Source organism: Nostoc sp., assembly GCF_036916985.1.
Lineage (GTDB): Bacteria > Cyanobacteriota > Cyanobacteriia > Cyanobacteriales > Nostocaceae > Nostoc.
The window spans coordinates 50,876-65,106 of record NZ_JBALFD010000025.1; the positions used below are offsets into that span (position 1 = coordinate 50,876).

8 protein-coding genes are annotated in these 14,231 nt (G+C 43.0%); 7 read left to right on the forward strand and 1 reads right to left on the reverse strand.

Translation table 11 applies throughout. From position 1 onward, the window contains the following. Window positions 1-374 precede the first annotated feature (374 nt). The 7 genes from V7L07_RS09720 (at window position 375) to V7L07_RS09750 (ending at window position 8,672) form a co-directional block, all read left to right on the forward strand. Window positions 375-1,976, forward strand: coding sequence for an NACHT domain protein (locus V7L07_RS09720; protein WP_335057243.1), 1,602 nt, complete (start codon window positions 375-377; stop codon window positions 1,974-1,976). After that, entirely contained in the window at window positions 1,969-4,182 is a 2,214-nt protein-coding gene (locus V7L07_RS09725; RefSeq protein ID WP_335057245.1) for a hypothetical protein, read from the forward strand. Before V7L07_RS09720 ends, V7L07_RS09725 begins: the two co-directional genes overlap by 8 nt. Window positions 4,183-4,187: 5 nt before the next feature. Then, on the forward strand, window positions 4,188-5,201 hold the full coding sequence (locus tag V7L07_RS09730) for an AAA family ATPase (RefSeq protein WP_335057247.1): 1,014 nt from the start codon (window positions 4,188-4,190) through the stop codon (window positions 5,199-5,201). 98 nt (window positions 5,202-5,299) lie between these two features. Further along, window positions 5,300-6,403, forward strand: a complete 1,104-nt coding sequence (locus tag V7L07_RS09735; RefSeq protein WP_335057249.1) for a tRNA dihydrouridine synthase — start codon at window positions 5,300-5,302, stop codon at window positions 6,401-6,403. A gap of 22 nt (window positions 6,404-6,425) precedes the next feature. Further along, on the forward strand, window positions 6,426-6,707 hold the full coding sequence (locus V7L07_RS09740; protein WP_335057251.1) for a hypothetical protein: 282 nt from the start codon (window positions 6,426-6,428) through the stop codon (window positions 6,705-6,707). A gap of 242 nt (window positions 6,708-6,949) precedes the next feature. Continuing rightward, window positions 6,950-7,864: a helix-turn-helix transcriptional regulator gene (locus V7L07_RS09745; RefSeq protein WP_335057253.1), complete on the forward strand. Its 915-nt coding sequence runs from the start codon at window positions 6,950-6,952 to the stop codon at window positions 7,862-7,864. Window positions 7,865-7,949: 85 nt separating this feature from the next. After that, window positions 7,950-8,672 carry a dienelactone hydrolase family protein gene (locus V7L07_RS09750; RefSeq protein ID WP_335057255.1) on the forward strand — a complete coding sequence of 241 codons (723 nt, stop codon included), beginning with the start codon at window positions 7,950-7,952 and terminating at the stop codon, window positions 8,670-8,672. Window positions 8,673-8,787: 115 nt separating this feature from the next. On the opposite strand, the gene V7L07_RS09755 is transcribed toward V7L07_RS09750, so the two are convergent. Next, on the reverse strand, window positions 8,788-14,187 hold the full coding sequence (locus V7L07_RS09755) for a translocation/assembly module TamB domain-containing protein (protein WP_335057257.1): 5,400 nt from the start codon (window positions 14,185-14,187) through the stop codon (window positions 8,788-8,790). Window positions 14,188-14,231 lie beyond the last annotated feature (44 nt).

The following is a 14,231-nucleotide window of genomic DNA, read 5'->3' on the forward strand; positions in this document are numbered from 1 at the left end:
TATACCGAAATATTTTAATGTTGATGACGAATATTACAGTATTGATAAGGAATATTGTAATCTTTATCATCAAAATTACAATATTCCTTATGAATGTCGTAATATTGATGAGGAATATTGTAATATTCCTTATGAGTGTTGCAATGTTGATGAGGAACATTGCAACGTTTCTCCCAAACATTGTAATGTTGGCAAGAACAACTTCTACATTTAGGGTGACGGACAATCAAGTGGCGATCGCTAGTAAGTCGAGATAGGTTAGCGATCGCACCACACATAACTCTACATCACTGCACCAGGCGGGAACTGGCAATGTAACTCAGTAAATATGCGATAAGGTAAGGGTATCACAACCTGCTCTCACCACAGAAAAGATGAATATTGACCCCGTATCTGTAGTTAATGCTATTAAAGCTGTTGCACCTGCTACTGTTTCTCTTGCTATACAGCAGGCTCAACGTAACGAATATATTATTAAAATTCTAAAAAGTTTTAACCTTGATTCAATACAGCCTCCCAAAGATTTTGAAGGTGTTTATGCTTATGCTTTGGTAGAGTATGGCGTATTTAAATCTGATTATATACTTAATTTTTTTAGAAATAAAGAGATTAAAAAAGCTTTTGCCAAGGCTTTTGCAGAAAACGCATTGTCTACCAATAATAAAGAATGGAATACATTAAAAGATGAGGCACAAAAAGCAAAAATAGAATTAGCTCAGGTTCAGGAATTTCATCAAGTTTTTGTCAGTTTGGCAAAACGCTCTAAGAATCCTGGAGAAGTTCTATCTAATATACCTACGGAACTTACAGAATATTCTCCTTATCCAGATGAGTTTAAGGCACTAATTGAAGAGAAAACAAAAGCATTTTGTGGTCGAAAATTTATATTTGATGAGTTTGATGATTTCCTCAAAAAGCATCCCAAAGGTTATTTTACTGTGATTGGGGATGCGGGTATGGGGAAAAGTGCGATCGCGGCCCAATCCGTATCTAAATACAAAGCTATCTGCTACTTCAATATTCAGGCAGAAGGTCGCAATACACCAGAGCAATTTCTACAAAGTATTCGTCAACAACTGATTAATCGCTATCAGTTACAGAATGCAGACAATGATAATTTACCTACTTTGCTAACGAAAGTAAATGAAAAGCTGACCGTTGGTGAACCCTTAGTAATTGTGGTTGATGCACTCGATGAAGTTGAACAACCAGGGTCAGGAAATCTTTTAGATTTACCCAAAAATCTGCCAGAGAAGATATATTTTCTGCTAACTAGGCGACGCTATGCCCAAAACGAAAAGCGCTTGTTAACCGAAGAAGTTCCAGAACAACAGTTAGATTTAACAGCCAATAAGTATGAAGACTGGAATCGAAAAGATGTGACAGAGTACATTAGTACATTTATCAATGATGAGCATGAGCATCCTGGTTTAAAGGCATGGATTCAAAAACGCAACATTCAGCCGCCATATTTTATTGAGCAGGTAGCACAAAAAAGTGAAAATAATTTTATGTACCTGTACTATGTCTTACCCAGTATTGCTAGAGGAGATTATCAAGACTTAAGTTTAGAAGAATTACCTGAGAAACTTCAGGGATATTATGAACAACATTGGACGCAGATGGGAATGGAAACTCCAGAGAAGTGCACAAATGCGATTATCCTCTGTGTACTGGTTGAGGTCGGTAAACCAATTTCCTGTGAATCTATTGCCCGCATCACTGGTCGAGATGAATATGATGTCTTGGAGCTTTTGAATAAGTGGCTGGAATTCTTGAGAAAACAAAAACAAAATGAGGAAGATTACTACTCAATTTATCACCAAAGTTTTGCAGATTTCCTCCGCAATCAACCTAGTCTAAAAAGAGAAAAAAAGAATAATAATATTGATTGGCAAGAGGTTCATCGTCTGATTTCCGATTCTAATGACCAATTGTGGGCAAGCCTCAAACCTAGTGAGGACGAAGATGAGTAGTTTTACTGAGAAATTTGCCCAGTTATCTTTAAGCGACCAGCGAACTATCCTTATTGACCCTCGTGTTAAAGCAAAGATAGGAAAGTGGAAAGCATTTTACAAAAGACTCACTGATTTTGATTTTATTGATGCTAAAGTCAACCATTCTGATTTTGGTGTGCATTCACTAATTGAGGATTATGATTTAATTAACGACTCAGAGCTATTAAACAACCCAGAACATAATCCAGAGCAAGTTAAAACGCTGAAATTGATTCAAGGAGCTTTGCGCCTGTCAGCGCATATCTTAGAAAAAGATAAAATGCAACTAGCAGGGCAATTGTGGGGGCGAATGCAGCACTTTGCAATACTAGAAATTCAAGCAATGCTCAAAGTAGCAAAACAACAACAAATTTTACCTTGTTTGCGTCCGTTAATATCTAATTTAGTTTCTCCTGCTGGAAGTTTACTTCTGACCCTCACAGGTAATAGCAGTTCGGTATATGCAGTAGCCGTTACCCCCAATGGCAAGCAGGTGATTTCTGGTTTATGGGACAACACACTCAAACTCTGGAATCTGAAAACTGGGGAGGATGAGCGTACTTTCTATGGTCATAGTGATAGGGTAATAGCATTAGCCCTCACTGTCGATGGTAAGCAGGTAATTTCTGGTTCAGGTGACAACACACTCAAACTCTGGAATCTAGAAACTGGGGAGAATGAGCATACTTTCTACGGTCATAGCAGATGGGTAACAGCAATAGCTGTCACCCCCGATGGTAAACAGGTAATTTCTGGTTCAGGTGACAACACACTAAAACTTTGGAATCTAGAAACTGGGGAGGATGAGCGGACTTTTAAAGGTCATAGTGACTCAGTAACAGCAGTAGCTGTCACCCCCGATGGTAAACAGGTAATTTCTGCTTCATGGGACAACACACTCAAACTCTGGAATCTGGAAACTGGGAAGAATGACCATACTTTCTACGGTCATAGCGACTTGGTAAGAGCAATAGCTGTCACCCCCGATGGCAAGCACGTGATTTCTGCTTCATTAGACAACACACTCAAACTCTGGAATCTGGAAACTGGTGAGGATGAGCGTATTTTCCACGGTCATAGCGACTGGGTAAATGCAGTAGCCCTTACCCCCGATGGCAAGCATGTGATTTCTGCTTCATTAGACAACACACTCAAACTCTGGAATCTGGAAACTGGCGAGGATGAGCATACTTTCTACGGTCATAGCGACTCGGTAAATGCAGTAGCTCTTACCCCCGATGGCAAACACATGATTTCTGGTTCATGGGACAAGACACTCAAACTCTGGAATCTGGAAACTGGCGAGGATGAGCGTATTTTCCACGGTCATAGTGACTGGGTAAATGCAGTAGCCCTCACTCCCGATGGCAAGCACGTGATTTCTGGTTCATGGGACAAAACACTCAAACTCTGGAATCTGAAAACTGGGAAGGATGAGCGGACTTTTCAGGGTCATAGCAGTTCGGTATATGCAGTAGCCGTTACTCCCAATGGCAAGCAGGTAATTTCTGGTTTAGGGGACAAAACACTCAGACTCTGGAATTTAGAAACTGGGGAGGATGAGTGGACTTTTCAAGGTCATAGCGACAGAGTAACAGCATTAGCCTTCACACCTGATGGCAAGCAGGTAATTTCTGCTTCAGGTGACAAAACACTCAGACTCTGGAATTTAGAAACTGGGGAAGATGAGCGGACTTTTCAAGGTCATAGCGACAGAGTAACAGCAGTAGCCTTCACACCTGATGGCAAGCAGGTAATTTCTGCTTCAGGTGACAAAACACTCAGACTCTGGACTTTAGAAACTGGTAAGGATGAGTGGACTTTCCACGGTCATAGCGACTCGGTAAATGCAGTAGCCCTCACCCCAGATGGCAAACACATGATTTCTGGTTCAGGTGACAAAACGCTCAAACTCTGGAATTTAGAAACTGGAGAAGATGAACTGACTTTCTACGGTCATAATGACAGAGTGACAGCAGTAGCCCTCACCCCCAATGGCAAGCAGGTAATTTCTGTTTCATGGGACAACACGCTCAAACTTTGGAATCTGGAAACTGGGGAACAAATTGCCACCTTTACAGCAGAGGCCCAATTTTATTGCTGCGCTGTTGCAGCAGATGGGATGACAATTGTGGCAGGGGAGTCTTCAGGGAGAGTGCATTTTTTGCGGTTGGAGAATGTTTAAAAAGTATGAACACTTCACCTCGACCCCCAACGCCAATCAATAGTCCCTCCTACCCAACTGAATTTCAACAAGTCATTCTCGAAAAAAGTCAAAACTTTGTTGGTCGCGCCTTCGTCTTCACCGCTATATCCAACTTTCTCCAGCGTTGCGATCGCGGTTACTTTAGCATAATTGGCGCACCCGGTAGTGGCAAAAGTGCCATCCTCGCCAAGTACGTCACAGAAAATCTCCACGTTCTCTATTACAACGCCCAATTACCAGGCAAAAATCGCGCTGAGGAATTTATTACTACTATTTCCACACAAATCGAGACAGAAAATTTTGCGTCTCTACATTCCCTGCTTCAGCAAGTCAGCGATAAACTAGAACCTCAGCAAAAGTTTATCATTGCTATCGATGCCTTAGATGCTGTTAACCACACCGACCAAACAAAAGGCTCAAATCTCTTTTATCTTCCCAGATATCTGCCGCGTGGCGTTTATTTCCTTCTTACGCGCCGCCCATACCTGCGAAAACAATCTGGTTTGTTGATAGAAACACCTTTTCAAATTCTTGACTTAGCAGAATATCCACAACAAAACCAAGAGGATGTACAAGCATACATTAGACAATACGTCAATCATAACGAAGAACTTACAGCACAACTAACCACCAAAAGCGAAAACAATTTCATGTACCTCAGCCAGATTTTACCTATTATCTCTAAGGAGTTTGATCGACTCCCCGCTGGTTTAGAGGCGTATTATCAGCAGCATCAGCACAAAATGATTCCTCCGAATTCGTCAAGCCAAGAGAAGGAATTGAAATTATCTGTGCTGAGTGTGTTGGTGCAAGTTTCATCATTCATATCAGCAGGAAGCATTGCTAGTACAATTAATGCTGATGAATATGATGTTGAAGAAGTTCTGGAAAATTGGCGTGAGTTTTTAACACTCCAACAAATAGATGGAGAAATCCACTACAGTTTTTATCATTCCAGCTTTCGAGATTTCTTAAGCAAGCAAGTAAATTTTGGTTAGCGATAGTTAGGTTGGTGAAAGCCAGCTGTTACCCTGAATATACTTCTTGTACACGCTTTTATATCAAGTCCGGCTAATTAGTTTTAATTCTCAAATCTATGCAGCAAGCCCACAAGCGCCTCTCCTCTGCTCCTTTACACCCCTGCTGCCTTAATGATAAGTCTTTAACCGGACATGATATTCCCCGATCGCTCCATCCATCCCTACCCCTTACCGCTCTTGCGCCCATGCAGGATGTGACAAACCTCTGGTTTATGAAGGTTATTGCCCACTATGGCAGCCCTGACTACTTTTTTACCGAGTATTTCCGCGTCAATGATACCTCACGGCTCAATCGTCATATTTTGGCATCAATCACTGAAAACGACACAGGTCGGCCCGTTTTTGCTCAAATGATTGGCGAAAGCATTCCAGACTTAGTAAGAACAGCAAAGGAACTCTGTAGCTATAATATCGCTGGAGTTGACTTGAACCTGGGCTGTCCCGCACCGAGAATCTATCGCAAAAATGTTGGGGGTGGATTACTGCTTTTACCAGAAAAAGTGGATCGGATTTTAGGAGAACTGCGCCAAGCAGTGAACGATCGCCCTTTAACCGTTAAGATGCGCGTCGGCTTTGAAAATACAGATAACTTTTATGAAATTCTAGATACGATTAATCGCCACAGCATCGATTTGCTGAGTTTGCATGGTCGCACGGTGAAAGATATGTACCACGGAGCAGTGAAATATGATTTGATTGGCGAAGCGGTAAGACGAGTCCATTGCCCAGTGCTGGCCAATGGCAACATCCACTCTGCGAAAACTGCTCTTGAAGTGCTTTCCCAAACAGGCGCGGCGGGTGTGATGGTGGGACGCTGGGCAATCGGGAATCCCTGGCTTTTTAATCAGATTCGCCAGGCTTTGCGAGGAGAGGCGATCGCACCCGTTCCTTTAGTGGAGGTACGCAACTATATTGAGCGGCTATGGCAAACCCCCACAGCAGCAACTATGCCAGAGCGCGCACGCGTCGGCTATCTCAAAATGTTCCTCAACTACATTGCCCTGAGTGTTGACGCTGAAGGTCATTTCCTGCGGCTGATGCGACAGACACAGACCGAGGCAGAACTGTTTAACCTGTGCGATCGCATTCTCCTTACCGATCTGACAAAAACTTTAGCCCTAGCACCCTCCTTGAGTCTTAAACCCCTTAATTTACGATAAAATAATTTCCTTTACAGAAAGTTTGGAAACTTTGCTAGATTTGGATCTAGATTTGGATCTAGGTTTGGATCTAGATTTGGATATTTTAGAGGAACCATCTTTCATACCAGAAATTCGACCAACTTTCATTACAAAACCTAAACGGGATAAGCGTTTGTTAAGACTGGGGGAAGTATTAGCATTGCTTGTAAGGGCTACAAGTCTGGGATTATTTGTTTGGTGGCAAATTAATCCTCAAAGATTCCAGCAGATGTGTCGGCAACTTCCCCAAGGAGTACAACAATTTTGTTCCCCTAGAAAATAGCTGAAATAACACTCTCATCGGGTTTTTACCTATTGTCAGTCATAAAAATCAGAATGTTAATGACCAATGTTTGAAGATTAGTCACCTCAGTTCAAGCGGGAGCTACTTCAGTTCAAGCGGGAGCTACTTCAGTTCAAACGGGAGCTACTTCAGTTCAAACGGGAGCTACTTCAGTTCAAACAAATCATCCAAGGTCGAATCTCTCCCTGCCCCGCCCCCTGCCTCCTGCCCCCTTCAATAAAATGAAAGTGCCAGTTATTGATTACCGCCAAGAGAATGCTGCTAATTCACTATTGCCGAAATCCTCTATCCTTTCAAGTTCTGGCTGGAGTCACCTGCATCTAGGAGTTTACCAACAGCCAAAATTTGAAATCGCTGAACATCAACATACGATGCATGTCATTGCTTGTGGGCTTGTTGGCTCACCAGGAGAACTACAAGATCGCAAAATGGCATCAGGAGAGCGATGGTTAGATGGAAAGCTGGAGCCAGAAAGGCGCAGAGATGGAGATATTGCAATAATTCCGGCGGGGATTTCCCATCGCTGTAACTGGAATACTTCAGTTGAGTTTATGGTTTTGGCAATTGAGCCTGCACTTCTCCAACTAGTGGGTCAGGATTTTGTTGCTGGCAGCATTGAACTCACACCTCGGTTTATGAGTCAGCAAGATGTGCTAATTCAAGGAATTTTTTCGAGTTTGAGAGATGAATTAGAGTCAGGCAAAATTGGCGGTGATTTGTTGATTGACAGTCTCAAAACGACATTAGCAATTCACCTTTTACGGAACTATTGCAGCACGCAACCAAAGCTTTCTAGTTATTCAGATGGATTATCTCAAGGAACGTTGCAAAAAATCACAGACTATATTCATGACTATCTCTATCAAGACTTGAAGCTCATTGAATTGAGTGCGATCGCACAACTCAGTCCCTACTATTTTCTACGTCTGTTTAAGCAACGGATGGGAATCACACCCCACCAATACATCCTACAACGCCGAATTGAGAAGGCAAAATATTTGTTACAGCACAGTAACCTGAGCATTGCGGATATTGCGACGCAAACAGGTTTTTCCGATCAAAGCCATTTGACAAGATGCTTTAAACGCCAGGTTGGTGTCACACCAAAACAACTCCTACAAGAGCGATCGCAATAATATACTAAAATCCCGCAACTTTCTTCTAGAATCCTCAATTGCAAGTTTTTAAGCTATTAACAACAGATTCTATCGGAGAAAGAAGATGCCAATTGAACAAACCGAGGTGTTAATTTCTACACTAGATGGGCAGATGCCTGCTGTTTTGTTTACACCAACTCATCCTGAGCGTCAGTCTGCCATTCTACTGCTGATGGAGGCATTTGGCTTAACGTCACATATTCAAGATGTAGCAGCCCGAATCGCCCATGAAGGATATGTAGTAATCATCCCCGATCTATACTACCGCGAGTTGCCCGACAACAAATTTGGCTACGATGAAGTTGATCGGGCAATGGCAATGATGTGGCGCTTGGATTTCGGCCAGCCAATGGTAAACGATATTCGAGCCGCATTAGCCTATTTAAAGTCACACCCAGCAGTCAACCCCAATCACATCGGCGTAACCGGATTCTGTCTGGGTGGCGGTTTAACCTTTTTCACAGCTTGTAAGTTGTCAAAGGAAATTGCCGCAGCGGCTCCCTTCTACGGTATGGTTGCCGATGAATGGATTGATGCAGTGAAAGATATTACAGTACCTATCTATCTATTTTTTGGTGGAACTGATCCGTTTATTTTAGGCGATCGCATTCAACAAATAAAATCGCGGTTTCAAGAACTGGGCAAAGACTACACCCTAAAAGTTTATCCCGATGCGGGACATGGTTTTTTTTGTCACGAACGATCCGACTACAATCCCTTGGCGGCGGAAGATGCTTGGCATCAACTTACACGATTTTTTGATCGACACCTGCGAGGAGAACACTAAAAATTATGTAATATAGCAGGGGACTGGGGACTGGGGACTGGGTTGAAAGTGTTTTTGTATATAGGTTTTATCATCAGTTAATGTCCTAACCTTCTTGTCCGTTGCTATACATCCTCTAAAATCGGGTTTCATACTCAACTTGGAATTGATTTTCATCCCCCAAATTAGTTGAGCCTCGCATCAGAATTTCGTCATTGACTCGATAAAGCACATTGTAAAGGAAAGAGTCATCGCTAGTAAGGGCGCGCGATAAAGAGGCAGAGAAATTTCTATTGATGTCAAACACACCTTCTGCTGATAAATTTAGAACCGAAGTTGTTGTTGTTTGATTGGTAGATGGAGTTGGAAATATCCGAAATTCACTGAAACCAATAGCCTGTCCGATCGCAGTAATAGTTCCTTGTAAACTACCTAAAATGGTAGAACTAGCGAAATTAGTCAGCCCTTGGCCTGCATTTGTTTGACCGAAAGAATTCAGAATTGAGCCACCCAATAAAGCAACTATTTCACCTTTACTACGGCTAGGTTCACTGGTCAGTTCTAGATTGTCGCCCAATTTACTCGCTGGCCCGTTTACACTGGCTTGAACGGTAACGGTACGTAAAGTTCCAAAGTTGTTTACAGAAGCATCGCTAATTTCAGCAGACAATGGTGATTCCAAAACTTGACTGTTCTTTACCGATGCTTCCGGTACAATTGCAGTCAGCCGGACATCTAAAGTAGGATCAAGCCCTTGACTTGGACTAAACCGCGCAGTTTGTTCGTAACCCCGCGCTAAGGTAAACTCAGTGGAGAATAAGCTGACTCTTCCTCCTGTTAAACGAATGACTCCTTCAGGAAGTGGCTTGGCTAATGTACCATTAATGGTCAAATCGCCTTTAGCGTCAAAGCTCAATAGGGGCTGACTCAATGCAGCTCCTCCTGGTACAAAGCTTAGTAAAGATTGAGTGGTAACACGAATATTCTTGTCTAAAATCAACTTTAAATCTGCAAATTTTATCGGTAGATTGGGTGGAGTTGCTGCGCTAGTGCTTCCGCCTGCTGTTGTCACTGGGTTAGCGCTTCCGTCTGCTGTAACTACTGGGTTAGCGCTATTCTCTGCTGTCGGTGTAGCGTTAGGGTTAACCTCTTGTCTATTTAGATTTATGACTTTAGTATTAGTCTCTGCTGTAGCTGCTGATTTTTTATTATTAGCAGTCGTTGAGTTGCCAATAATTACCTGACCATCACTCAGTTTAATCTCTCCACCAATTACAGGTTTTAACGCTGTTCCCCGAATGACAATATCACCGCCTACACCTCCTTCATACAGTCCTGCAAGCTTAAAATTGAGTTTGTCTGCGATTGATACTGTCAGAGGATTCGCTGCGGTTTGCTGAGAATCAAAAATTGGCAGGATGCCTGATGCAGTCACTTGCCCTTGATTATAATTACCTTGGATATTTTCAACGCTGACCGTACTACCATTAAATTGCGCTGTCCCTGTGACATTCGTGAGAGGATCGGATAAGGCTTGAGCGCGAAAGGTAGCATTATTAAGTGTGGCATTTCCGTTAATAATTGGTTCGTTTAAAGTACCTTGAATATTTAAATCTACTTTTCCTTGACCGTCTACCCAAGCGACTTGATTGTTGGTAAGCAGGTTTAATAGTGCTAATCCTTCATTTTGCACATTGGCGTTGATGCTGATTTGATTGCTATCCGGTTGCACGTCGGCAAAAGGTAAGGGAGCCGGTACGCTACCTGTAATGGCAACTGGCTGCGTTCCGGTCACTAGTAAGGTGCTATCAAAATTCAAACGAGCTTTGTTGTAATCAAAATTAACCTCTCCTGTTTGTACAGGTTGTTTGTTGAGAGTTGCATTCGCTAAAGTCACTTTGCCTTTCGCACTAGGGTCTTGCAAACTACCCGCTATAGTGGCATCAGCATTGACATTACCAGTGATATCTATGGGATATTTTTCGATAAAAGGTTCTAAAAGTGATAGAGGTAAACTTGCTACATTCAACTTTCCAGATAGTTGTTCAGTTCCTAACTGTCCTGAAAAGGCCACTAGTCCTTGATTTATCCCAATACTCAATGGCGAAAGTGTGACTATACCATCGGCGAAATTGCCTTGAGCAAACACTTGATTGATGGAATATTCACCCCATTGCCAGTTTGCACCTTGAAAATTAAAGCCGACATTCAACCCAGATTTTAACGAGCCATTGGCTGTAATTGCTCCGCTTAAAGCACCTGTTAATTCTGCAAGGCTGGGCAAAGAGGGGGTTTGTTTTGTTTCTACTTGCTGTTGTTTGGCATTGGCTGCTGTAAGATTCGAGAAGTATGCTAGCTGTGTTTTCAAATCTGCATTGGGCAAACTGATAGACTCGGTATTAAGTGCCTCTGCTCCTGCTAAGGTGGGAGGCTGCAACCCGCTACCAAGGTCTTGAAAGTCGTAGATATTGAACGCTTGTAGAAGTCTCTGGATTTTGGCTTGGGCAAAATTAGCTTGGAATTGAAATTTCGGGTCATTTCCTGTTTGCACATTGCCACTAAGAGCGATGTTGCTATCGCCAATCCGCAATAGACCATTAGCCAAGCTAGCAGTACCATCGGCATAATTGATGCTGCCACGAAATTCATCGGCTGCAACTCTGGCAACCCGAGGCCGGGCGATCGCTACATCCCCCGCAATGGCATAATTATTCAGATTGACAACTAAATTACCCGATAGTTGCCCCGCCAATGGTTTCAATTGATTGTTAGGCAAAAAGCCGCCAACCAGAGCGATGGGAAACTGTTGAGCGTTGATGAACAAGTTATCTCCCTCAGTTCTACCTGTGGTGAGTGCGCCATCCCGCCGAACTAAAAATGAAGTGGGACGATAATTTGCACCTAAGTTAAGCGCAATCCGGTCTTGCTTTCCAGCTAATCGCAGAGTTGCCCCTTGTCCACCTTGAAAATTCACCTTTCCGGTTAAAAGTGGGTCAAATGCCAAGTCACTAACCTTAAAATTCCGCAGTCGGATATTGCCATTAGCTTGCGGTACATCTGGAGTACCTGTAACTTTTCCATTAAAATCTAGTAGCCCTGCTATTGCAACGTCACCAGGAACTTTAAAACCAGTATTTTGTAAGTTGAAATTCTGCGCCAGTACATTTAAATCAAATCCCGCAATTTGGGGTGCGCCAGTTGGGGGAGACTGAATAGCGATCGCACCATTAGCACTCAATCCTGGGGTACTTGCGTTTTCAACGATAATCTGCTGTCCATTCCACTGAAATTGTGCGGTGAGCGGTTTTGCTAGCAACGCTACCCCTTGGGATAGGCGGATTTGTCCGGCGGCGCGAATATCTGCCAGCTGGAAAGATTTGGTTGTGCCTGCTAACTGAATATTACTATTGAGCCGTCCTCGTAGTTGTGGTGAAAACCGATTGAGTTGAATTTGAGAAGTTTGGACACCCCCTTGCCAACGTTCTTGGGCAACTTCACCTCTGGCCCGAATTGTCCCACCTGCGACGTTCAAAACCGCATCGGGGAAAAGGATATTCTCTCCTTGTTTGGTAACAACAACCCGTCCGGTAGTGGGATAGGTGGCGTTGGGCGCTTGCACTCGCGCGACTGTTTGCAAGTTGCTGAGAGTGCCGGAAATATTCGCATTTGCCGAGACATTCCCAATGGTGATGGAGGGTGAGGAATTGTAGGCTTTGGCGATCGCATCCCCTGGTAAATTTTCTGCTTGCACATTCAACGATACCCTACCTTGGGGTGCAAGCTGAACTTGACCGCTAGCTGTGACTTGTCCTCCCACCTCTGGATTTGCTTGAACGCGAGCAATATTGACGTTTAACGGTCTACCGAGAGAACCAGAAATTTTCGCGTTCGCAGATATACCACCAACATTAATTGGCGTTGAAATACCATAACCTTGAGCGATCGCATTTCCTGGGATACCTTGAGCTTGAATATTTACACCGACTTGACCTTGGGGAGCCAGTTGAATTTGACCATTGGCTGTGATTTGCCCTCCGGCTGCTGGTGTTACCCGAACATTGGAAACATTAAGGTTCAAGGGCTGTTTGCTCAGTGAGCCAGAAATTTGGGCTTTTGCAGAAACATTGCCAACTGCGATCGGTAGAGTCACGCCATAGCTGCGTGCTAGTATATCTCCTGATATCCCATCAGCTTGAGCATTAAATATTACTCCATCTTTGATTCCAAGATTAGCTTGACCACCGCCTGTAATTTGACCACCAGCTACGGGGACTATTTTCAGATTGGAAACAGTAAGTTGAGATGCAGTTTGAGAGACATTCAACCGGAAATCAGTATTGATAGTTTTAAATTGAACACGGTCAACTTGAATAGGTTTGGTGTTGCTTACTGTACCACTGAGGACAGGTTGCTGAAGTAGACCTAATACCTGAATATTTGCTTGAATTTCGCCACTAGCTGGGACTGATGAATTAACTTTCAGGGTATCTAAGATATTTTTCGCACTAACTGGTTTAATCTGAGCAGAAAAATTAAAACCTGTTTGAGAATTAATTGTTCCATTCGCTATAATGGGAACTTTGCCAAAGTTCGTACTCAGATTATCTAAAGCAACTGTCTGCCCCTGAAATAGAAATTTCCCATTAAAATTAGAAATCTGCTGAGGAATATTGGGAATTTTGGCAGTGATTTGATTAGCTGTCGCGGTTCCTGTAATCGCTATGTCTGAAAGTTTTGGAGGAATCTGAACGCCTAAATCGGCATTTAAATATCCTCCTTGTAAAGCGATGGGTAACTGAATTAATCGAGTAATATCAGATGCTTGGAAATTTTGTGCTTGTAGTTGGAGGTTAGTTTGTTGAGCTTTTATTTGGGTTTCGCCAACAATCTTAACAGCGCCTCCCCTGGTGAGTTGAGTATTGATGTCATAACCAATCCTTTGATTTTGGTCTGAAAATCGGGCAACACCACCAACATGATCTAATATTACTGAGCCTTTCGGTTTCGTAGGTGCGGCGAATGGCATCAACTCGACATTGCCATCTTGAATTTGCAGTGTTTGCAACTCAATTTGAATCAAGCCTTGTCCTCCCCCAGCCTTAATTTGCGTTGTCACCCAACGACCATCTTTATCCTGTTGAATATAGACGTTGGGTTGAACTAACGTGACATTTAAAGCCAGTTTTCGGGTAAGTAGAAGTTGCAACGGCGAGAATTGCACCTCTAAAGCTTTTACTACCACCTGATCTCGATCAGTGGGAATTGCTGGTATCGATAGAGAGTTAAATCTCAGACTAGTTAGCGAAAAACGTTCAACTTCCCCAACTTTGACTGGACGCCCCAACAATTGCTGGAGATTTTGCTGTACTAATGGGGCTAAATCCTTATATACATAACTTCTAGCCCACCAAAAACCAACTATAATTCCAACTAGCAAAACCCCACCCACAGCTAAACTGGTACGTCGTAAAAGCAGGAGCCACAGACGAGGATTAGATGGTTCCTGATTGTTTCCTGAATTTGGAGATCGCGTCATGATTGTTACCAGTACCAGTACTTTTTTCTAGGTGAGGCTAGAAA

Excerpts from the sequence above, each read along its gene's own strand:
- V7L07_RS09720 (WP_335057243.1), top strand. The coding sequence starts at position 375 with ATGAATATTGACCCCGTATCTGTAGTTAATGCTATTAAAGCTGTTGCA.
- V7L07_RS09725 (WP_335057245.1), top strand. The coding sequence starts at position 1,969 with ATGAGTAGTTTTACTGAGAAATTTGCCCAGTTATCTTTAAGCGACCAG.
- V7L07_RS09730 (WP_335057247.1), top strand. The coding sequence starts at position 4,188 with ATGAACACTTCACCTCGACCCCCAACGCCAATCAATAGTCCCTCCTAC.
- V7L07_RS09735 (WP_335057249.1), top strand. The coding sequence starts at position 5,300 with ATGCAGCAAGCCCACAAGCGCCTCTCCTCTGCTCCTTTACACCCCTGC.
- V7L07_RS09745 (WP_335057253.1), top strand. The coding sequence starts at position 6,950 with ATGAAAGTGCCAGTTATTGATTACCGCCAAGAGAATGCTGCTAATTCA.
- V7L07_RS09750 (WP_335057255.1), top strand. The coding sequence starts at position 7,950 with ATGCCAATTGAACAAACCGAGGTGTTAATTTCTACACTAGATGGGCAG.
- V7L07_RS09755 (WP_335057257.1), bottom strand. The coding sequence starts at position 14,187 with ATGACGCGATCTCCAAATTCAGGAAACAATCAGGAACCATCTAATCCT.